Annotated in this window: 15 protein-coding genes; 4 read left to right on the top strand and 11 right to left on the bottom strand. The window is 53.8% G+C overall.

The genetic code is table 11. From position 1 onward, the window contains the following. Positions 1-247: 247 nt before the first annotated feature. Entirely contained in the window at positions 248-1,123 is an 876-nt protein-coding gene (locus tag ABDW36_RS10615; protein WP_157986527.1) for an AraC family transcriptional regulator, read from the top strand. Positions 1,124-1,259: 136 nt separating this feature from the next. On the opposite strand, the gene ABDW36_RS10610 is transcribed toward ABDW36_RS10615, so the two are convergent. The 4 genes from ABDW36_RS10610 to ABDW36_RS10595 all read right to left on the bottom strand — a co-directional run bounded on the left by ABDW36_RS10610 (position 1,260) and on the right by ABDW36_RS10595 (position 8,078). Continuing rightward, a complete protein-coding gene (locus ABDW36_RS10610) occupies positions 1,260-2,876 on the bottom strand; it encodes a RagB/SusD family nutrient uptake outer membrane protein (RefSeq protein ID WP_343701872.1) in 1,617 nt (538 codons plus the stop codon). Positions 2,877-2,898: 22 nt separating this feature from the next. Beyond that, a complete protein-coding gene (locus tag ABDW36_RS10605; protein WP_343701871.1) occupies positions 2,899-6,357 on the bottom strand; it encodes a SusC/RagA family TonB-linked outer membrane protein in 3,459 nt (1,152 codons plus the stop codon). Between the two features lie 4 nt (positions 6,358-6,361). Further along, positions 6,362-7,390 carry a FecR domain-containing protein gene (locus ABDW36_RS10600; RefSeq protein WP_343701870.1) on the bottom strand — a complete coding sequence of 343 codons (1,029 nt, stop codon included), beginning with the start codon at positions 7,388-7,390 and terminating at the stop codon, positions 6,362-6,364. A gap of 106 nt (positions 7,391-7,496) precedes the next feature. Then, complete coding sequence (locus ABDW36_RS10595; RefSeq protein WP_343701869.1) at positions 7,497-8,078, bottom strand: RNA polymerase sigma-70 factor; 582 nt, start codon at positions 8,076-8,078, stop codon at positions 7,497-7,499. Between the two features lie 227 nt (positions 8,079-8,305). On the opposite strand from ABDW36_RS10595, the gene ABDW36_RS10590 reads away from it, so the two are divergent. Both ABDW36_RS10590 and ABDW36_RS10585 read left to right on the top strand, forming a co-directional pair. Next, on the top strand, positions 8,306-9,172 hold the full coding sequence (locus tag ABDW36_RS10590) for an SPFH domain-containing protein (protein WP_343701868.1): 867 nt from the start codon (positions 8,306-8,308) through the stop codon (positions 9,170-9,172). A gap of 3 nt (positions 9,173-9,175) precedes the next feature. Further along, positions 9,176-9,352, top strand: a complete 177-nt coding sequence (locus tag ABDW36_RS10585; protein WP_343701867.1) for a hypothetical protein — start codon at positions 9,176-9,178, stop codon at positions 9,350-9,352. 76 nt (positions 9,353-9,428) lie between these two features. On the opposite strand, the gene ABDW36_RS10580 is transcribed toward ABDW36_RS10585, so the two are convergent. Next, a complete protein-coding gene (locus tag ABDW36_RS10580) occupies positions 9,429-11,750 on the bottom strand; it encodes a M1 family metallopeptidase (protein ID WP_343701866.1) in 2,322 nt (773 codons plus the stop codon). A 2-nt stretch (positions 11,751-11,752) separates the two neighbouring features. Next, entirely contained in the window at positions 11,753-12,340 is a 588-nt protein-coding gene (locus ABDW36_RS10575; protein WP_343701865.1) for a HupE/UreJ family protein, read from the bottom strand. Between the two features lie 66 nt (positions 12,341-12,406). Between ABDW36_RS10575 and ABDW36_RS10570 the strand changes: the two genes are divergently transcribed. Continuing rightward, positions 12,407-12,895: a DUF6702 family protein gene (locus ABDW36_RS10570; protein WP_343701864.1), complete on the top strand. Its 489-nt coding sequence runs from the start codon at positions 12,407-12,409 to the stop codon at positions 12,893-12,895. Here ABDW36_RS10570 and ABDW36_RS10565 read toward each other — a convergent pair. Genes ABDW36_RS10565 through ABDW36_RS10545 form a run of 5 tightly spaced genes read right to left on the bottom strand, consistent with a single transcriptional unit; the run spans position 12,892 to position 21,602 of the window. Further along, positions 12,892-14,187, bottom strand: coding sequence for an AMP-binding protein (locus tag ABDW36_RS10565; protein ID WP_343701863.1), 1,296 nt, complete (start codon positions 14,185-14,187; stop codon positions 12,892-12,894). The two genes, ABDW36_RS10570 and ABDW36_RS10565, sit on opposite strands and share 4 nt — an antisense overlap. A gap of 10 nt (positions 14,188-14,197) precedes the next feature. Then, entirely contained in the window at positions 14,198-14,560 is a 363-nt protein-coding gene (acpS, locus tag ABDW36_RS10560; protein ID WP_343701862.1) for a holo-ACP synthase, read from the bottom strand. Beyond that, a complete protein-coding gene (locus ABDW36_RS10555) occupies positions 14,557-16,233 on the bottom strand; it encodes a C45 family peptidase (RefSeq protein WP_343701861.1) in 1,677 nt (558 codons plus the stop codon). Before ABDW36_RS10555 ends, acpS begins: the two co-directional genes overlap by 4 nt. A 1-nt stretch (position 16,234) precedes the next feature. Beyond that, on the bottom strand, positions 16,235-17,743 hold the full coding sequence (locus ABDW36_RS10550; protein WP_343701860.1) for an NAD(P)/FAD-dependent oxidoreductase: 1,509 nt from the start codon (positions 17,741-17,743) through the stop codon (positions 16,235-16,237). Further along, complete coding sequence (locus ABDW36_RS10545; protein WP_343701859.1) at positions 17,736-21,602, bottom strand: 1-acyl-sn-glycerol-3-phosphate acyltransferase; 3,867 nt, start codon at positions 21,600-21,602, stop codon at positions 17,736-17,738. Before ABDW36_RS10545 ends, ABDW36_RS10550 begins: the two co-directional genes overlap by 8 nt. Positions 21,603-21,605 lie beyond the last annotated feature (3 nt).

Below are 21,605 nucleotides of genomic sequence, written 5' to 3'. Positions count from 1 at the left end.
TGAAACAAAAAAGAATTTCCTGGCCTAAGCCCCTGTTTCTACAGGCTTTCCGGCCAAAACCGCTACCGCACGGCCCCCTTCGGGCAGGTGCCGGGAAAGAATTCCGGCACTAGACAAATATTCCGTGATTTTCGGAGAAACTAGTATTTTTTTAACTTAAATTTAATAATTTGCCAAAATAGAATTTAAAATGGCAGATGTTTTATTGCCAGCTTTTCATAGGACTAAACAAACCAAGGAAGCAAGTATGAAACCCATTCTTATAAAAGTGGGAGCCTTTGCCGACAACCAGATCACCATCATTGAGCGTTGCGATCCGTACTTCAATACACCTTTTCATTTTCACCCTGAATGTGAGCTGGTGTACGTTACTGAAAGCCAGGGCAAACGAATTGTAGGTGACAGCATCGAGAGCTTTGATGTGGGCGATATGGTATTTCTGGGGCCTAACATACCGCATGTATGGTACAATGATGAAGCGTACCACCGCAACGATGAGTCATTAAAAGCCCGTTCCGTTGTGATCTACTTCCCGAAAGATATTTTCGGGGACAAGTTCTACGGCCTGCCGGAAACCAAGGCATTGACAGACCTCTTTCACCGGGCGCAGCGCGGCATGAAGATCATAGGCGCTACCCAGGAAGCGTTGAAAGATGAAATACTTGCCCTTCCAAAAAAAGAAGGCCTGGAAAGGATCATATCCCTGCTGCAGATACTGAAAACGTTGTCTGAGACCAAAGACTGCTATTACCTGGCCAGCACGGGCTATTCCCATGCCTACAATGTGAAGGATAACCACAAGATAGACGAGGTGTTCAAATACGTGATGAACAACTTCTCCAAGGAAATTTCCCTGCAGGACGTAGCCAGCATCACCAACCTTTCCCCGCAGTCTTTCTGCCGGTTTTTCAAGAACCGCACTAAAAAGTCTTTCGTGCAGTTCCTTAATGAGGTACGCATTGGCCATGCCTGCAAGCGCCTTACGGAAGAAGACTGGTCTATTGCGGAAATAGCCTACTCCTGCGGGTTCAAAAACCTCTCCAACTTCAACCGCTTCTTTAAGGAGATAGTGGGGAAAACACCGAAAGAATACAAGAACGAGCTGCGGCTGAAAGAGGCTTGAAGCTGAATATATTATTTGCGAAAGGCTGCCGTTGCGCGGCCTTTTTTTATGGCCGCCGCAATGCCGGCAATGCATAAAAGCCGGCCCAAAAGGGCCGGCCGTTCATTGTTATAGATGAGCTATGTCTATGATGGGTTTATGGCTTGTCCCACCAGAGGCGGGTACCTCCGGTGTCCGGGCCACCTAGTAAAGTCACTGCTTTTTCCACTCCTTTCGGGTTGGTGGCATATTCCGTCTGCGAGAAATTGACGCGGCGGATGAAGGTAGCGGTGGGTATTTTCCCGCCGCTGTTGTTCACCACCACCGGGAACAGTTTCGGGTAACCTGTTCTCCTGAACTCGCTCCAGGCCTCCTGCCCGTCCGGGAACATCGCAATCCATTTCTGTGTGATGATCCGTTCCAGTTTTCTCTCGAAAGCGTCTCCCTCTTCCCAGCGGATGGTAATGGTGCTGAGGTAAGGGTTGCCTGCCGGCACGTTGTTGTCTGCATTTTTGGTATCTGTATAAGGCGCAGCATTGCTGGTGCCGTTGGCCAGGTAGGCCGTGGCATCTCCTGCGCCGCGCTGCGCAAAGGAGGTTTGCACCCCTTTTTCGTAATTGTCTTTGGCGTTGCCGGCGCCCGCCCAACCGCGCAGGGCGGCTTCGGCTTTGAGGAACCACACTTCCGCCGCCGTCATCAGCTGCATCCGGCCGGGCATGTCTGCCAGCTTGGAATAGTCTGCATAGATCTTGTCAGGCAGCGCTATGCCGGTGCGCACACCTTTATACACGCCGCCCGGTACCGCGGTGGCCGGCACAAAGTATTTGCTGATGCGCGGATCGTTGTAGCCGGTGAGCAGGGATTCCATGGGCGCGCCCATCCGGATGTCGTTGTAACTGTTGGTGTACGTGTTGTACGGGTTGGGCGTGGGGGAAATATCCACCGCCGCATCGTCTGCCGGCAGCTCCAGCAGCCCTGCGGGATGGGCCAGCGCGGCCTCTCCCTCTGTTTTCGCTTTGGCGGGGTCTGCCTTGGCAATACGGATGGCCAGGCGCAGCCGCAGGCTGTTGGCAAAGCGCAACCAGGACTTATAGGTACCGTCATACACCAGGTCAAAACGCTCGAAAGGTTTCAGCGGGGAGTTGGCCAGCGGCGTCAGCGTGCCGATGGCGGTGTTCAGGTCTTCAAAGAATGCATAATAGGCATCTTTCTGAGAGTCATAATCCACGCTCTTGTCAGGGTTAGGCTTGCCGTACTTGGTGTATACAATAGGGCCGTATACATCACTTACGCGGTGCATCACCAGCACTTTGAGTATCAGCATCCAGGCCTTGAAGTCCTTGAACTCTTCGCCTGCCAGCCGGTTAATGGTGCTGGCCACGGGCATTACGGCCACGTTGGGCGCAGGGGCATAGGAGCCGTATGCGCAGCCCCACATCACTTCGTTCCAGCCGTCTATCAGGTTATAGGTGGAGTTGTTGTTGCCGCCGTTGCCGAAGGGGCCGGGCACGCCCATGTAACCGCTCCAAATATCGCCCTGCAGGTTTTGCTGCACCTGCATCACCCAGCCGGGAGACACGGCGTAAATATTGGTCTGTATCTGCCTGAAGGGCTCCCCTATCAGGCGGAAGTCTGCTTTCAGGTCTTCTTCGCTCAGCCCGTAAGGGTCTGTGTTGATGCTTTCAAAACCCTTTGTGCAGGCGGCCAGCATCAACGCGCCAAGACCAGCTGCCGCCAGGTTCCTTATATGTTCAAGTTTAATGGTTCTCATCATTGTAAGTTTTTTTGGTCATGGTTTAGAAGCCTACTTTCAAACTGGCCCCTACGCTGTGGGTAGCTGGCTGGCCAAACACGTCTATACCCTGCAGGCGGTTGTCTCCACCGGCGCTTACCTCCGGGTCAAAGGGCGCATCGTTCTTGAAGAACAGCAGGTTGCGCCCAATCAGGCCTACCTGCAGGTTGCGCACCACCTTCGACTTTACGGGTATTTTGTAGCTGATGGCCAGCTCGCGCAGGCGGATGTTGGTAGCGTCATACATGTACAGGGCGCCTGCACCGGCACGGCCGCTCACGGCCTGGTAGTACGTCTGGGCATCCAGCCGGCCGGCCGGCTTGCCGTCTTCATACACCGCTCTTACGTTCACACCGCCGGCATCACGCGCCTGTGCAGTGGCTTCACTCACGCCATACTGGTCCAGCACGGCCTGCGTCATGCTCATCACCTTGCCGCCAAAGCGCCCGTCTATCAAAAAGCTCAGGGAGAAATTCCTGAAGTCTATCGTGTTGTTCCAGCCAAGGTTGAACCTGGGGTTGGGATTGCCGATGTTGTAAAAGCCGCTGGTGCTGTCAAGAGGTTTGCCGTCTGCGTCTACTATCAGCGCGCCGTCTCTTGTGTAGCGCAGGTAGCGGTTGGTATAAATATCGCCCCACTGCCCTCCTTCCTGTATGAAGGAGCCGTACATGTTGGAGCCGAACTCCGTCAGGGTGAAACGGTTGGTAGCATCCGCGCCGTCAATCTTGTCGTCAGACAGTTTCACCACCCGGTTCTGGTTAGCGGCAAAGTTGATGTTAGACGTCCAGGTGAGGGCGCTGGTTTTTACGGGCACTACGGTGAGCATGCCTTCAATTCCCTTGTTCTGGATGTTGCCCAGGTTCACGAAGTTGGTCTTGATATTATCGTCCGCGCCGCCAGACACCGGTATTTCAAAATACTGGCGGTAGTTGTTGTTTTTGTAGAAAGTGAGGTCGAGAGACAGGCGGTCTTTAAAGAAACGAACGTCCAGGCCGGCTTCCAGGGAGCGGTTGTCTTCCGGCTTCAGGTAAGTGCCGGGGAAGGGGCCGCGGGTGTTCACCAGCAACTGCGGCGCGCCGCCCACTATACGCACGGTAAAGTCAGGCTGGTTGGAGCTGTAGGGCGCAATGTCGTTCCCCACTTTGGCGTAGGAGAAGCGCACTTTGGCAAAGCTGATCACTTCAGGCAGCTTCGCCATTTCGCTGATCACGCCGGTAATGCCCGCGGAGTAGTAAAAGAACCCTTTGCTGGCTACGGGTGTAAAGGCCATGGTGCTTGACCAGTCGTTACGGCCCGTGAGGTCAAGGAACAGAAAGTCTTTAAACCCCAGCTGCGCATTGCCGAACAGCGCCTGCAGCTGCCGCCTGTCTACACCCTGCAGTTGTGTGAGCGAGCGGGGGTCAATGTTGGTGAGCTGGAACTTGTTCGGGTAAATGAGGCCGGGCTCGGAGTTGAAGTTCACATCCGTCAGGTTCCTGTCTCTCGTTCTGAGATCGGTGATGCTGGTACCCAGGTTGGCCGTGAGGCTCAGTTGTTCGCTGAGCTGTTTATTGGCGGTGAGTATCAGGTCTCCGTATAGCTGCGTATTGAACTCGCGCTCCAGTGTGTAGCGGCCGTTGGAGGGCGCCAGGGAAGACTGGGTGCTGGCGTGAGCCTTCAGTTCATATTCGTCATAACTCTTGTCAAAGCTGCCGCGCGCCTGTATGCTCAGCCAGCTCAGCAGCTGGTAGCGCAGGGAAAGGGAGGCCATGGCGCGGTCTCTTTTTTCATCACGGGTGTTGCGGTGGAGTATCCAGTAAGGGTTCTGCTGCTCAGGGTCTCCCTGCCAGTTTTTGTCATGATTGATGTTCCACCAGTTTTGCAGGTCAGTATTGCGGGTGGTGGAAAAATAAGTGTAGTTGTGTTTGTACGTGTTAAAATCAATGCCGCGGGGCAACAGGTAGAGGCCGGTGAGCGGGTTGAAATAAAAGCCGCTGCCGGGCCTGTTATGCGCTTTCTGGGTAACGAAGGTGATGTTGGCGTCTGCCGTCAGCCGGTCGTTCAGCAGCTTCAGCGTTTCGCGGAAGTTGAACGTATGGCGGTTGAATTTGGCGGTGGGTATAATACCTTTGCTGCTGGTATTGGAGTACGAGAAATAAGACTGCGCTATTTCATTACCGCCGCTGAGCGCCAGGCTGTTGGTGTAGGTGGCGCCGGTGTTGAAGAAGTCTTTGGTATGATCTTTCACATTTGTTTTTGGCCCCCAGCTCTGGTTGCTGCCGGGCTCTGACGTGGAGGGAGATTGTGCATAGCGGTACTGCATGTCAGGTTTTTTGAGCACAGACTCCCAGGTGGCATCAGAAGAAAAATCGATGCGCGTTCTGCCGGCGCGGCCTTTTTTGGTAGTGATGATGATCACGCCGTTGGCCGCCTGGCTGCCGTACAAGGCCGCGGCAGAAGCGCCTTTGAGGATGTTGATGGTCTCAATATCGTCAGGGTTGATGTTGGAGATACCGTCACCACCGTCACGGCCGGCGCCGGATTGTATGTCTGAAGACTGCCCGTATACGTTGGCCGGCTGCGAGGGGGAGAAGTTGGCCATGGGCACCCCGTCTATCACGTAGAGCGGCTGGTTTTCCCGCGTAGACTTGTTGCCGCGCATAATTACGCGGGCCGTGCCGCCCAGGCCGGAGGCGCTTCTGCTGATGGTAACGCCGGCGGCTTTACCGGCCAGGCTGTTGATCACGTTGGCGTCTTTCACGCGGCTAAGATCGCTATTGGTCAGCTGCTGCGTGGAATAGGTCAGCTCCCTTGATTTTTTTTCGATACCCAGCGCCGTTACTACAAACTCGCTGAGGGACTGGGCGCTTTCTTCCAGCACCACGTCATACACATCTGCTGTGCCCACCGCTATCTCCCTGGTGGTAAACCCCAAAAAACGGAACACCAGCACATCTCCGGGGTTGGCGCTCAGCAGGTACGCGCCGTTGGCGCCAGTTTGCGTACCGCGGTTGGTGTTTTTGACCATCACGGTTACGCCGGGAAGGGCAACGCCCCTGCCGTCACGCACGGTGCCTCTCACCTCCTTGTCTGCCAGGGAGGCGGCGTTTACCAGGTTTACAGACGTTAAGGAGCCGCCGGTATGTGTTTCCTGGTTCACTATGATTTTATTGTTTTTTCTTGTAAATTTCAGTCCGGTTTGTTCTGACAGCTGCTGAAGCACCTCGTCTACAGGCAGCTTCACACAGTTCAGGGTTACCTTCTTGCGGAGGTTCAGATCGGATTTGTCGTAATGGAAACTGAAACCCGTTTTCGAGGAAATTTCAGTAAACACGTCCTCCATGTTCTTGTTCTTGACCTGGATGGTGATACTGACATTTTTAGTGTCCTGCGACCCGGCATTGGCACTGGCGGTGTAAGGAGCCGCCAGCGCAATGCCAGATGCAAGTAATACCAGGGAAATCAGGCGTAGGCATTTTTTCATACATCTAGTTTTTGCTTTTTAGGAAAATTGTGTCGTTCGAGATGGTGTAGTGGATGTTTTTGGTTAAACAAATGGTTTCGATAATATCCTGGAGATTCTCGTCTTTGAAGAAGCCTGTATAACGCCACTCGTTCTTGCCGCTTTCGTTGATCACCGTTACATTGTAGCGGTTCTCTATTTCCGCTACCACTTCGTTGTAAGATGCGTCTTTGAACACCATAAAGCCCTGCTTCCACCCTACCACATCATCTTCCCGCTCAAATGTTGTTTTTGCCATCAATGCAGACTCGCGGTCTATGCTTACCCGCTCGCTGGGCAGCAGTATTACCGGTTTGGGTTTCTGGGCGTGGTCTACCTTCACCTTGCCCGTAATGAGGGCTACGGTAATTTTCTTTTCCCGTGAGTAGGCGCGGATGTTGAAGGAGGTGCCCAGCGCGGTTGTGGCCACATCTCCGGAGTGCACAATAAACGGCCGTGCAGGGTCAGCAGCTACCTTGAAAAAAGCCTCCCCTTCATCCAGGTAAATATTGCGCTGCGAGGGGCCGAACTTTTCAGGGTAACGCAGGCGGGATGAGGCGTTGAGGCTGATGGTAGACCCGTCGGCCAGTACGATCTTTTCCGTAGCGCCTTTGGTGGTGGAAATTTCTACATAACCGTTCCTCACCACCTTGTTGGTTTTTACCACAGCAGATTGTACCGCCAGGTGGCCGGGGCTGCCGGCAGGAGCAGCAGGCCCCTGTTTGTGTACCAGGGAAAATATGATGAGGCCGGCCAGCATGGCGGCTGCGCCGGTGTACAGCCATTTGCGCCAGGGCCTTCGCCGGGCGGGCATGTCCACTACAGGTACCGTTATCTGTTCGTGAATGTGAGAGCGCACTTCTTCCAGCTGCGCCTGCAAAAATTCGTCATCGATCATGGCGGAACGGTGCTGGTTCACACTGGCAAACCATTGCTCAATGATCTGTACCTCCTCTTCCGTACACTTGCCCTGGGTGTACCGTTCCAGTACTTTTTTGATCTGTTCAATATCCACTGCGGTAATTTTTTGGTTGCTGATATAAGGGAGTCGTTTCAGCGGCAAAAAAGTACCATCGGGGTTAGAAAATTGCGGGAAAGCGTTGATAGATAAGGGCTATCGGCTAAACAATGGAAAGCACTACGGCCAGGGCCAGCAGGTCTGTTTGGGTATAGTGGCTGCGGAGTATTTTCAGGGCTTTGGATATCTGGTTCTTCACCGTTTGCTGGGAAAGGTCAAGCCGGTTGGCAATCTGTTCTATGCTGAGGTTCTCAAAGCGGCTCAGCATGAAGATCTCCTTCATTTTCGCGGGCAGGCGGTTGATGGCCTCAAACACCTCCGTGGCTTTGGCCTTGTAGTCATAGGTTTCCGAAATGCTGTGCGGCTGCGCGTCAAAATGCTCTATCAGCTGCTGCAGGTACTTGCGGTAGGTAACATCTTTGCGGTACAGGTCTATGATCTTGTGGCGTACGCTCTGGTAAAGATAGGAACGGAGGGATTGCTGTACATCGAGCTGGCAGCGCTTTTCCCAAAGGGTGGTAAAGAGGTCCTGCAGCAGGTCTTTGCTGGTTTCCCCGCGGTCTGTTTTGCTGAGAATGTAAAGGTATAAAGGGCGGCTGTAACGGTCGTAAATGGTGTTGAACGCCGTGATGTTGCTATCTTTCAGGAGGGATAGCAGTTGCTCGTCAGAAAAACTGTTGAACATACAAAGTTTCGGTTGATAAAATGGCCGGTGACCTGGGATTTCGCTGTAATTCCTGTATTCTTCTAACGTGTTCTCCAGCCGGTTAAGCGGGGATGAAAATAACAAATCCACCTAAAATTAAAACTTTTTTACCCGGCAAATCCAAAATATTAATTAGCGTAACTCTTACACTAAGCTATTTTTTTATTCCCGGAAGAAGATTATATTTGATATCAAATTGATATCAGATGGAAAAGATCAATAAACCTATGAGCGGCTACCTGGCCTTTGTGCTCTGCATTCTCATCGGCCTCTTCGGCATACTGGCTTTTTATAATGCCGTGCAGCTGAGCGGCGGCTGGTCAATAATAACCGGTCTCCTGTTCATTGCTTTTGTATTTACTGCTAAAGGCATCAAGATCGTGAACCCTAACCATTCACTGGTGCTGACCTTCTTCGGGAAATATGTGGGCAGTATCAAACAGAACGGTCTTTTATGGGTGAACCCCTTGTTCGGCTCACAGAAAATTTCGCTGCGCGCCAACAACCTGAACGGGCAAACCCTGAAGGTGAATGACAAAATGGGCAACCCCATAGAAATTGCCGCCGTGATAGTATGGCAGGTGAGTGATACCTACAGGGCCGCCTTTGAGGTGGAAGGCTACCAGCAATATGTGCAGGTGCAAAGCGAAGCTGCTGTGCGCCACCTCGCTACCAGCTGCCCTTATGAGCGCCTGGAAGACGAGACGGCTGAAATTACGCTGCGAGACGGCGGAGAAAAGGTGAATGAGCTGCTGGAGCAGGAACTGAATGAGCGCCTGGCCGCCGCCGGCATCACCGTGCGGGAGGCGCGCATCAGCCACCTGGCTTATGCCCCTGAAATTGCGGGCGCCATGCTGCAACGCCAGCAGGCCACCGCCATTGTTGCCGCCCGCTCCAAAATAGTGGAAGGCGCTGTGGGCATGGTAGAAATGGCGCTGGAGCACCTGTCACGCAAACAGATCGTAACGCTTGACGAGGAACGAAAAGCCGCCATGGTGAGCAACCTCATGGTGGTATTGTGCGGTGAGAAAGCAGCTACGCCTGTATTGAACACCGGGTCTTTATATCAATAAAACATGAGCGGCAAGGAGAAAAAAAGTTTTGTACTGAGAATAGACCAGGCCACCTATGATGCGCTGGAGCGCTGGGCGGCAGACGAGTTCCGCAGCGTGAACGGGCAAATGGAATGGATCATTGCCAAGGCGTTGCGTGAGGCTGGCAGGGATAAAAAAGGGAAGGATAAAAAACCTTGAGGCCATTCTCAAACTACCGGCATAAAAAAACCGGCGCAGTTGCTCCTGCGCCGGTTTTTTTATGCAATGCATGATCTTATTGCTGCTGTGCCTTCTGCATCGGGTTGCCGCCGGTAGATGTGCCGCGTGCGCGCACCTCCCGCTGGAACAATTCAAACTTGGAAGGCGTGGATTCCCGCGGCCAGGCGTTGTTGCCTTCGTCTATGTCCGCTGTTTCGCGGTAAGGGTCCAGCCGGATGGCGGTTACCTCTTTGTCTTTCGCGAACACCTTGGTTACCTTGTTTTCATCATGCCGCCAGATGTAGGCGGAAATGCGGTCTATCTCCTTTGTACCGTCTGCAAATGTCCACTCAATGATGAGCGGCATCACGTTACCGCCCACGTTCCTGAAATGCAGCTCGTAAAAGTTCTTCCTGCTCTCATACAGGCGCTTCTCTTCCGGGCTGAGGGAGGCCTGCATTTTCTGATAAGCCTCCTGCTGGTCAGGTGTTACGGCATAGCGGTCCCATTTGTTGTAGAAGTCCTGCAGGCTGGTATCCTGCTCTATGGCAAACTTCACGCCTTTTTCACGGTTGCGGGTTTGCGCAATGTGTTTGGCGTCTTTCTCTTCAGCGGATTTTGACAGCTTGTTCTCTACAGCTGGATTTTTAGTGTCCATGCGGTACCACTTCACACTGTCCAGCGAAATGTCTACCGGTTCCGTACCAAAGAACCAGCCGCGCCAGAACCAGTCCAGGTCTACGGCGGAGGCGTCTTCCATGGTGCGGAAGAGGTCTGTAGGCGTAGGGTGCTTGAAGGCCCAGCGGCGGGAATATTCCTTGAACGCATAGTCAAACAGCTCGCGGCCCATCACTGTTTCACGCAGGATGTTGAGCGCAGTGGCGGGTTTGGCGTAAGCGTTGGGACCAAAATGCGTGATGTTCTCTGAATTGCTCATCACAGGCTCCAGCTGGTCTTTCGGCAGGCTCATGTACTCCACTATTTTGTGGGCGGGACCGCGGCGGGAAGGATAATTGTTGTCCCACTCCTGCTCAGCCAGGAACTGGCAGAAAGTGTTCAGGCCTTCGTCCATCCAGGTCCACTGGCGCTCGTCAGAGTTCACGATCATGGGGAAGAAGTTATGCCCCACTTCATGAATGATCACGCTGATGGCGCCGTACTTCGTGGCTTCGGAATAGGTGCCGTCTTTTTCCGCGCGGCCGTAGTTGAAGCAGATCATGGGGTATTCCATACCGTTGGCTGCTTCTACCGAGATGGCTACCGGGTAGGGATAAGGAATGGTGTGTTTGGAATATACGCGGAGGGTGTGGGCCACCGCTTTGGTGGAGTAGCGGCGGTAAAGGGGGTAAGCCTCCTGGCCGTAATAGCTCATGGCCATCACCTTTTTGCCTTCAATGTTGGTGGCCATGGCGTCCCAAACAAGGCGGCGGCTGGATGTCCAGGCAAAATCACGCACGTTCTCCGCTTCGTACACCCATGTTTTTTTGGCGCTGGCCTTGCTTTTCATGGCCTGCTGCGCTTCCGCCAGGGGCACCACTTCAACCGGCTCGCTGGCGTTTTGCGCCTGCTGCCAGCGCTGGAACTGCGCGGGTGTGAGCACTTCTTTGTAGTTGCGGCATTCCCCGGTGGCGCCCACAATATGGTCTGCCGGCACCGTCATGCGCACTTTGAAATTGCCGAAGGTAAGGGCAAACTCTCCCCGGCCGGTGAACTGTTTGTTCTGCCAGCCCTGGAAGTCTGAATACACGGCCATGCGCGGGTACCACTGGGTGATGGTGTAGAGGTAGTTCTTATCTTCCGGGAAGTACTCAAAACCGCCGCGGCCGCCATAGGTCATACGGTCTGCAATGTTATACCACCAGTCTACATTGAATTTCATCTTCTCACCCGGCATCAGCGTTTTGGGCAGGTCTATGCGCATCATGGTCTGGTTGATGGTGTAAGGGAGCGCCTTGCCAGCGGCGTCTGTCACCTTGGTGATGTTCACGCCTTTGCCGGGCTCCAGGCCCAGTATACTGTTTACCTGGCGGCCGCTCATCTTGTCAGACATGCTGCTGCCGTCAAAACTGTTATTATCGCTTTTCGGGTTGTGCTCGTTTTCATCCAGCTGCAGCCAGAGGTAGGTCAGCGGGTCAGGGGAATTGTTATAATACGTGATGGTTTCCGAGCCGGTGAGGCGCTGCTTTTCATCGTCCAGCTCTGCGCTGATGTCATAATCCGCGCGCTGCTGCCAGTATTTTGGCCCCGGCACGCCGGAGGCGGAGCGGTACATGTTAGGGTCTGCCAGCAGGTACCCCAGCTGTTCAAAACGGTTGCCATGGTTGGAACCGGGGTTCTGCGCCTGCAGCAGCATGGGCGCTGCCAACAACAGGCAGCAGAGCAGGATCTTTGGTTGCATACTCAATCTATTAAATTTTTCATTCTTTCAATACTCATCATAAAGGCAATGCCGAAAATGGCGGCGGAGATAAACATCGCCCAGTCTCTCCGCTTCACCGTGGTGAAGCTCACCAGCAGCTGGGCCAGCAGCAGAACAATGATCACAATGATGATCTGCCCCACTTCAAGCCCCAGGTTAAAGGCCAGCAAAGGCTGTACAATATTGGTTTGCGAGCCCAGCATGCTTTTCAGGTAGTTGGAAAAGCCCATACCGTGAATAAGGCCGAAAAACAGGGCAAAGAAATAGTTCAGCTGCATATTGCCCGCAGGCTGGCTCTTCCGCAGCACGTTGCTGAACGCCGTGATCACAATGGTAACCGGTATGAGGAACTCAATGAGCGCCGACGGTACACGGATGATATTGAGCACGCTCAGCGCCAGGGTGATGGAATGCCCGATGGTAAATGCGGTGACCAGTATGAGCACCTTCTTCCAGTCGTTGACCAGGTAGATGGCGCAAAGGGCCATCACAAAAAGTATATGATCGTACCCGTTCAGATCAAGAATATGTTGCCAGCCTTCCTGAAAATACAAGCTGAACTCCTGCATGGCCTAGATTTTTGTAACTTCGTAATGATAATCAAGGAAAGTTAATAATAAAAATTTTTGGGGCAAATGGGTTTATTATTATGCAAATGGTTTTTACCGCTATGGATCAGTGCAGTACACCCTTTTTATTTGAGCGTAACGGAAATCCGCCACAACGCCCCGCGTAAAACGCTGGAAATCAGCTGCCGCATCTTCTCTGACGACCTGGAGAATGCGCTGAAAAAGCACTACAACACCAGTTTTGACATCATCAAGCCACAAAACAGGCCTGCCGTAGATTCCATGATTGCGCAGTACATAGGCCGGCATTTGCAGATCAGGGCAGACGGCAAGCCGCTTTCCCTGCGGTACCTGGGCTACCGTATTGAGGAAGACGCCACCTGGTGCTTCCTGGAAATTACCGGTGTGCCTGACATTAAAAAGCTGGACCTGCGGAACGATATTCTTTATAAAGAGCATGCCACGCAGAGCCATATGATACATGCCATTGTGAACAACAAGCGCCAGAGCACCAAAATAGACAACCCGAATGCGGCGGCGGGCTTCAGCTTCTAACTCCCCCTGTTATCCATAAACTTCACCGGCTTGCGGCTCCCTTCCGGGAATTGCATTTTCAGTATCTCCTGCATGCTGCAGTATTTCACCTGCGGTATTACGCGGAGCTTGGCCTGCAGGTATGATTTTATTTTACGGTCTGTTTCTTCTGATTCTTCCGCCGGGCTGAGGTGCAGCAGTATTTCGTCCGTACCTATTTCATTGGAAAACACTTCCACAATAAACTCTTTCACTTCTTCCATTTCACTCAGCAGATCATATAAGGCGGGCGGGTATAGCGTGGTGCCTTTGTATTTGATCATTTGCTTACGCCGGCCAATTACGGGAGAAAGGCGGATGGTCTGCCGCCCGCAGCTGCACGGCTCTTCAATGTACTGGCAAATATCTCCTGTTTTGTAACGCAGCAGGGGCATGGCTTCCACGCCCAGGGTGGTGATGGTCACCTCTCCCGCCGCGCCGGGCGGCACGGGCTGGTCCCGCTCGTCCAGCAGCTCCACGATGAGCAGCTCCGGGTGGTGATGACCGCCCTTCCCCGCCTTGCACTCCGTGAACGCGGTCTGCATTTCCGTGGAGGCATAGGTGGAGAAAAGCTGGATGTTCCACTTGTCTGTGATCTTTTTGCCCAGCACGTTATAGGAAAAATCTGTATTCCTGATGTTCTCGCCAATGCACACGGCTTTTTTAACTGATGATGCATTGATGTCTATGCCATGCTCTTCCGCAAAGGCAATGAGCTTGAGAATGAAAGAAGGCACCGCCACAATGGTGGTGGGCTGTATGCGCCGGATGTTTTCCCATTGCAGGGAAGGCACGCCCGGCCCTACGCGCAGCACGCCCGCGCCCAGCCGGCGGATGCCGGAGTAATAGGCCATGCCGGCCATGAACTGCCTGTCAAGCGTGAGCATCAGCTGGTAAATGTCTTCATCTGTACCACCGGCACAGCTGAAAGAAATAAACTCGTTGTACGTAAGGCGCTGCAGGTCTTTTTCCGTGAGGGGGATAATGACGGGGCGGCCCAGGGTGCCGGAGGTGGTGGTGTACTCGGCTATTTTGCTTTTGTCTACACAGAGAAAATCCCAGTTCCGCTCCTGCAGCTCTTCCTTGCCCACGGTAGGAATGTTGCGCAGGTCTTCAATGCTGCGCACCTGGTCTGTATTTACCCCGTGGCGGGCAAACCATTCCTTGTAAAAGGGGGAAAACTGCCGGAGGTAGCCCAGCAGGTGCTGCAGTTCTTTTGCCTGGAACTGCCTGATAGCCGCGGCCGGCTGCAGTTCTATATCTGGTATGTACATATTGTATGGCTTACAGGATCACAACGGTGGCCATGGCCACGGCTTTCACGTGGGAAAGGGATACAAATACCTGCCGCCCGTCCAGCCGGCCGGCGGCGTTGCCCCTGAGGTGAATTTCCGGCTTGCCGGCCTCATTGTTCCTGATCTCTATTTCGTTAAACTGCATGCCGCTTCCGCCCCAGCCGGTGCCCAGGGCTTTCAGGAAAGCCTCTTTGGCGGCAAAGCGGGCGGCATAACTCTGGTAGGCATCTGCCTGTTTTTCACAATAGGCAATCTCGTCCGGTGAAAACACCAGCTCCCGGAAGCCTTGCCCCTTCTGTATTTTAGAGGCTATCCGGTCTACTTCCACAATATCTGTTCCTATGCCCGTCATTGTTTTTTATCACATGCCGCCAAACGCTCCAGCACATGGTCTTTTTCGGCTTTGGTGGCAATTTCCTTTGTGAGCGCCTGCTGGTAATATGTTTTAGCCTGCGCGTATTGTTTTTGCCGGTACAGGTAATCTCCCGCCATCACGTACGCATGGTAATACTGCGGGTTATCGGCCACCATCTGCTCCACATCTACCGGCTGTTTATCCATAAAGGCGGCCTTCCAGCGCCTGAAATCTACGAATTTCCGGTAATTGTCCGTTTGCAAAAAAGTATCTGCGGGAATGATGGCCGTGCTGTCACATATCTCCACATCGGCCGGCAGGCCTTTCATGGCAAACACTTTATGCAGGTCATAGGCCACAAACTCACCCAGCTGCCAGGGCGCGGTAGACACCCATACCTTCAGCTCCTGCGGCGCAAATACCACGGCATGGTGGGCAATCAGCTGGTTGAGCGCTTTTTCGTTACCCATGCCGATGTCTGCATCATTCAGCCCTTTCTGGTCACGGAGAATGGCCACTGTTTTGGCTACAGTGTTTTTGCCATTTCGTTCCAGCAGCTGCTGCAGGCGTTTATAGCGGTAGGGGGATGCGCTTTCCGCCAGCTGCGCCTGGTTGGAAGCGGAAGCGCCCAGGCTGTTGCTCTGGAAGTGGTTGGCGCAGGATATTTCATCTCCCTTCGGGTCATACAGCGCCAGCTCCGTAGGCGTTTTTTCTATGATGGCGGCGCGGTTGTCATTAGCGGAGCCTATCAGGAAAGATTCCGACACAAACATTTTTCGCCGCTGCGCTATGGCATAAGCCTCTTCAATATTTTTTGCGTATTGCAGTATTTCCCGCGCCACCAGTGATACAGGCGTGGCGGAGCCGGAGGGAATATCTGACTTGGCGGCGTTGATGGTAACGGTGAGGCCCTGCGCGTTCATGCCGCTCACTACGCCGGTAAAGCCGCCCCAGGTGATCATCATGAACGGATGGCCTTTCTCGGGACGGTAGAAAGCCACTATCTTGTCTTCCGCAAATTTGTCTCCCACGTAAAAATCGAAGTTGCGGCCTATGATGAGGCTGCTGTCTGCAGACCTTCCGTTCCAGGTGCCGAAGGAGGTGCAACCCACCAGCGCCAGGTTTTGCAGGGCATGCCCGATATCGTGCGCAGCATGGTAGTTCATGATGCGCTGGTAGTTGGAACCGATGTAGTCATACTCGTCAGACGCGGCAAAGGATACACCGTAGATCTCTTCTTTATATTCTTCCGGCACGTTCTCGTCCATATGCCGGTTAAACCAGCCAATGAGGTATTTCAGGAAATGCTGGTAACTTTTTGAAGGGACCATTTTGCCGATCTGTTCCGTAAAATGATCCTCCTGCCGCTGTACCAGCTCCTGCGCTAGCTTGCCATACACCACGCCCCGTTCAAAGGGTTTGCCTTCCACGTACATTTCATACAGGCCGCTGCGGCTTTTGCGGAACCAGCTGTTGCCCAGCGTAAAGGCCGTACTGTCCAACGCATGGCGCTGCCAGGCCAGGGCGCCCTTGTCCGCAATTTCAGGCGGCGGCATGCGGGCCACTATATACAAATAAATGAAAAGGCCTGCCAGCAGCAAGGCCAGGAAGCCTGTGAAGTATAAAAAGCCTTTGAATATCCGTTTCCCTGTTTTTTTCCCGTTCGCCATATTATGCTGTCTTGATCTCGTGCAACAATTTCTCAAAATCGAGCAGTTCAGCGCTGGTTACCAACGCGCTCATGCTCACGCCCAATATGCCGTGCATGTTCAGGTTCTGGCCTGTAAGGTACAGGTTGGACAGTTTGGTGCGCGGCGATATGAAAGTACGGAGCGGGTCTGTGCTGTCTTTCATAATGCCGTACATGGAGCCGTCTTCCGTACCGATGTAGTCCCGGAAAGAGAGTGGTGTGGCCACATAATAGCTCTGTATGCATTGCCGCAGCACGGGGAAGCGCTGTTCCACCATATCCAGCACCCTCTCGGCCTTCTCTTTCTTGAACGCCTCATAATCCGCTCCCCTGCTGGCTTCGCTAGACACGGTATTGAACGTGTCTTTCCACTGCTCTACTTCGCTGATGTGCATATAAGACATAATGGAAAGGGCATTGGCAAAGCGGTGGTCTTTCGGCTCCGGGGAGATGAACATGGCATAGCTGCCGGGCCAGGTGTCTGGCGTATAGTCATGGCTGCCCCATACACTGTCTGCGCTATGGTAGTAATAGTTATAGTTCATATGCGGGAACATGCCGGGTTTCAGCACGGCGTTCACCATCAATGCGGAGTTGGAGTTTTCGAGAGATTTGATGCGGGTGCGGTAGGCTTGCCTGATGGCGTCGCTCTCCAGCATGTCCAGCGTAGCGGCCGGATGTACGTTGGAAATAAAGTGTGATGCGGTGAAACGTTTGCCGGCGGCGGTTTCAACATACTGTACCGCCGGCCCGTCTGCCACTATCCTTTTCACCTGCTGGTGTTTCAGGATAGTGCCGCCGTTCTCCAGGATGCCCCTGGCCAGCCATTTCCCTATCTGCGAGCCGCCGTTTATACACTTCCAGGAGCTTTCTATGTAACTGTTGAGCACCAGCGCATGCACGTACATGGGCGTTTTGCCTTCCACCCCGGCGTACAGGGCATTGTTGGCGGCCAGCACTTCGGTGAGGCGGCGGTTGCTGCTGAGGCTGTTGATAAACTCGGCGGCGTCTATGCCCAGTACCGACTCCTTTTCTTCAAAACCGCCCATGCGCAGGTTATAGAGCGGAAACTTGTCGCAGATATGGCGCAGCATGCGGCAATATTCGCGCAGCGCCTTCTCTTCTCCCGGAAAGTCTTGCAGCAGGCCCTGGATGAAGTGTTCGTAACCCTGGGCCATCTTGTATTCCTTCGGGTCATCGTGGAAAGCAATGCGGTCAAAACAGTCCATGTCCAGGCGTTTCAGGTTCAGCTTGTCCATAATGCCCAGGTATTTGAACACCTGGTGGAGGTTCTGCCCCGGCTCCAGCCCGCCCACGTAATGCACGCCGGAGTCAAACACGGTCTTGTCACGACTGAAGGTCTGCAAACAGCCGCCTATCTGTTTATTTTTTTCCAGCACGCATACTTTGTAGCCGTTCTTGCTCAGAATGGCTCCGCAGGTTAAACCGCCCAGGCCGCTGCCGATTATGACTACATCGTAATTATGCATACTGCTCGCTGAGTGAATGTTTGATAATAAAAATCACGTTAGATGTGTACCGCGTGTTGTCTATCCGCTCCATGGTAGCGCCATTGCGCTCTACAATACTGCGCAGGGCAGTGGAAGAGAAGAAAGACAGCGGCCGGTTGCCCGTTTTGTTGAAGCCCAGCAGGCGCGTGCTGAACAATTCTGTCAGGCGGGTGCCTTTATGGCGTTCCGCCAGGTCTGCATCCCCGTCCCTTACAATGATCACGCCGCCCGGGTTGAGCCTGCTGATGCACTGCTGCAGCAGCTTCTCCTGCGCGTTGGGCTGCAGGTAATGCAGCACGTCCAGCATCACAAACGCGTCCTGGTGCTCCAGCGGGTACTGCGTAATATCTGCCGCTTCAAAGCGCAGCTGCGTGCCGCGCAGGTAACAGTGCTGCGCCACGGCAATTTTTTCCTCGTCATAGTCCACTCCCAATATTTGCCGCTCCGGGCACAGGAAGTGCAGCATATAGCTCATGAAACCGTAGCCGCAACCAATATCCATGATCTTGCCGCTTTTGGGCAGCAGCTCGTGGAAGAGGTCGTAATTGTTTTCCAGCTTCGTTTTTATGCGCATGTACCATTCCAGCACCGGGCCTTTGTAAAGGTACTGGTAAATCAGCTGCTCCCGGTAGTAGGCAGGCGTTTCTATCTCCCGGCGCAGCTGCTCGTACTCCTGCTTGAAATAGCGGCTGATGAGGCGGGTGCGGGTGCTGTAGTTATCCCCCCACCGCTTGTCGTCAGGCTTGATGCGGGGCAGGTACTTCATGGTAACAATACCGTCTTTCAGCAGAAAATCGTTTTTGGACATGGTGTAGGCCGTACCATGTATCACAGCGGGCAGAATGTCCAGCTGCAGTTGCTCCGCCAGGTAAAAAGCGCCTTTATGAAAACGTTTAATGCTGGTATCGGTTGAGCGGGTGCCTTCCGGGTAGATCACAATTGAATAGCCGTTCTCCACGCGGTTGCGCAGCTTATCTATGCTGCCTTCCACCCCTTCCGCCACGGGATAATAATCCGCCATTTTCACCACATAACCGAACAGCGGCGAGTTGTATACCCATTGGTTGGTGAGCAGTACTACGTTGGGATGCATGGCGGTAGACATCAGTATGTCCAAGAAGCTCTGGTGGTTGCTGATCACCACCGCCGGTTTTTTGAAGTCTTCACCGGTGGTGTTGATCGTGCGTTTGCGGATGTTGCCCATGATATGCAGCAGGCTCCAGGTAAACGAGCTGAGAATGCGGTGGTAGATCTTCTTCCCTTTTTCAATATTGAAAGGATTGATGCGCGTGAGCAACACGCCCAGTATAGTCAGCAACACCGCGCCCATGGCGTAGTAAGTGAACGCGAACATGGATTTGCTCCAGCTCCAGAGCTTCCATGGCGGCCGGCCGTTTTTCACGCGGTTGGTGATGAGCCAGTTAAAGAACAGCGGTATCAGCACCTGGGATGTGAGCACTACGCTCATGATGCCAATTACCGCAATCAGCGCAATGGAGCGCAGGGAAGGGTGCTTCGCGAAAATAAGCACGCCCAGCCCCAGGATGGTGGTAATGGCGGAAAAGATGATAGACGATCTGAAGGAAGGCAGGTGTTTGCTGCCGTTCTTGTACTCCTGCTGCAGCCCGTCCATGGTGAATATGCTGTAATCATCTCCCAGGCCGAATATGAAGGTGGAGAGAATGATGTTGACAATGTTGAAGGGGATGCCGAAGAGCCCCATAATGCCCAGTATCCACACCCAGCTGATGAGCATGGGAATGAAGGTGATGAGCGCCAGTTCTATTCTGCCGTAAGAGAGCAGCAGGGCAAAGAACACCAGCAGTGAGGTCATCCAGGCAATGGTGTTGAACTCGTCACGGATAATTTCGGCCAGCCGGTTGGCGGTGTATTGTTTATCAAACACTACGGTGCCGGGCTGTTGCTCCAGCGCGGCATACACGGCGGCTTTTTGCGCCGGGTCTACCTTCAGCAGGCTGATCACGGAGGCGGCGCCGGGCTTCAGCGTTACATAATCACTGATGCCGCTTACCTGCAGCAGCTCGGACTGTTCTGGCGGCATGGGGGCGTAATCTTTTGAGAGCAGTGCGGCAAAGTTGTCAAAGGCCTCCGGCCGGAAGCGGTATTGCGCTCCTTCCGCGCGCAGCAGCTGCAGCAGGCGGGTTTGTTTCTCCGGCGTCCAGTAAGCCTTCCAGCGCGCGATCTTTTCTGCCTGCGCCTGTTCAGACAACACCAGGCCGCCGGTACCGCTCACCTGTTTTACAATGCCCTTTTGCTCCAGCGCGCTGATGGCTGATGCGGCGGCTTCGCGGTGCTGCAAGGCCTCGCCCAGCGTGCCGCCTTCAGATATCATGTAAACAGACTGCGCGGCAAAGGCGTTCAGGCGGTTCAGCTGTGCTTCTGCCTTTTGCAGGCGCTCCGGCATAAAGTTCATGCGCATCATGTCACTCTCGAACGTTACGTGGCGGGCGGTGAAAAAGAACAGCACCGTCAGGGCCAGTATGCCGTATACGAGGTATTTGTTGCGCTCCGGCCGCCAGCTGGAAAGCCGGTCTATGACATTATGTTTTGCCCGCACCGGCGCGGCTTTACCGGCGGCAATCAAATGCGGTAATATGATAAGGGAAAACAGTGAAGCCCCCACAAGGCTGAAAGCGGCAAACAGGCCAATATCCTGCAGCATGGGAGATTTCACGAACTGCAGGCAGAGGAAACCGCCTACGGTGGTGAAGCTGCCCACCGTCATGGGCATGGCCAGGTCTTTGATCACCTGCCTGATGTCTGGCAAATGGCGGTAGTGGTTGAACACATGCAGGGAATAGTTCACGGCAATGCCCAGCACTACGCAGCCTGCGCCCAGCGCTATGACAGACACCTGCCCTTTCAGCAGGTATACCATGGCCAGGGAGAACAGGGCGCCGAACACCACCGGCAGCATCACCAACAGGGGCGCGCGTTTTTTCCGGAAAAACAGGGCTATCAATACTATCAGCAGCAGTACGGTAATGCCCTGCGTGAAATAGGTATCTTGCCGGAGCTGTTCCGCATTGCCCACAGAAACGGCCGTGGCGCCGAAGTAACTGAGCTGCTGCCGCGGGTATTGTGCGTGCAGGGAATCTATCAGCGCGTCCAGCCCGGTGAGGAACTGTTTGTTCTTTCCCGTTTCATTGGGCGGGTATTGCGGGGTAATGAAGAGCAGTATGTTGCGGTGGTCTTTGGAGATCACGTAGCCGTTGTACAGTTCGAACTGGCCGCCCGCCTGCAGCTGTTCCAGTTTCTTTACGCCCAGCCAGGAAATACCGGTGGGGTCTGCCTGGATCATCCGTTTCAGCACCAGCCCGGCGGGAGAAAGCAGCGTGTTGTAGTTGTCCGCCATTTTCTGCTGCAGCGCCTGCGGGGTAATGAGCGAGTCTATAGCGGTATAATCTTTTTCTTCCAGGAACAGGGGCAGGTGGTTTTGCACCGCCTGTACCAGTTCCATCATCAATGCATCATCTGCCTGGCCCTGCACGGTTTTGATGTAAGGCTGCAAGGGCGCCTGCTGCAGGCCTTCGGTGAAGGCTTGCGCCAATGCGGCCAGACTGTCCGGCTCCGCGGGGGCGGTTGTGTCCTGCTGGGCCAGCATTACCACCAGCTTGTCTGCAAACTTCGAGTTCTGCATGAACTGCTGGAGGTGGTCTATTTTTTTATCGCGGGGGAGAATGCGGGTTATATCCTCTTCCAGCCGGATGCGGGAGGCCAGCCAGCCGCACAGCACAAAGCAGCTCAGCGTGAACAGCCACAGCAGCCATTTGCGTGCGTTGAAGAAATTGTAGATGGATATAAAAAAAACTCCCATGGT

This window comes from Chitinophaga sp. (assembly GCF_039596455.1).
In the GTDB taxonomy this organism is placed as follows: Bacteria; Bacteroidota; Bacteroidia; order Chitinophagales; family Chitinophagaceae; genus Chitinophaga.
This window is presented reverse-complemented; position numbering and strand designations above follow the sequence as displayed.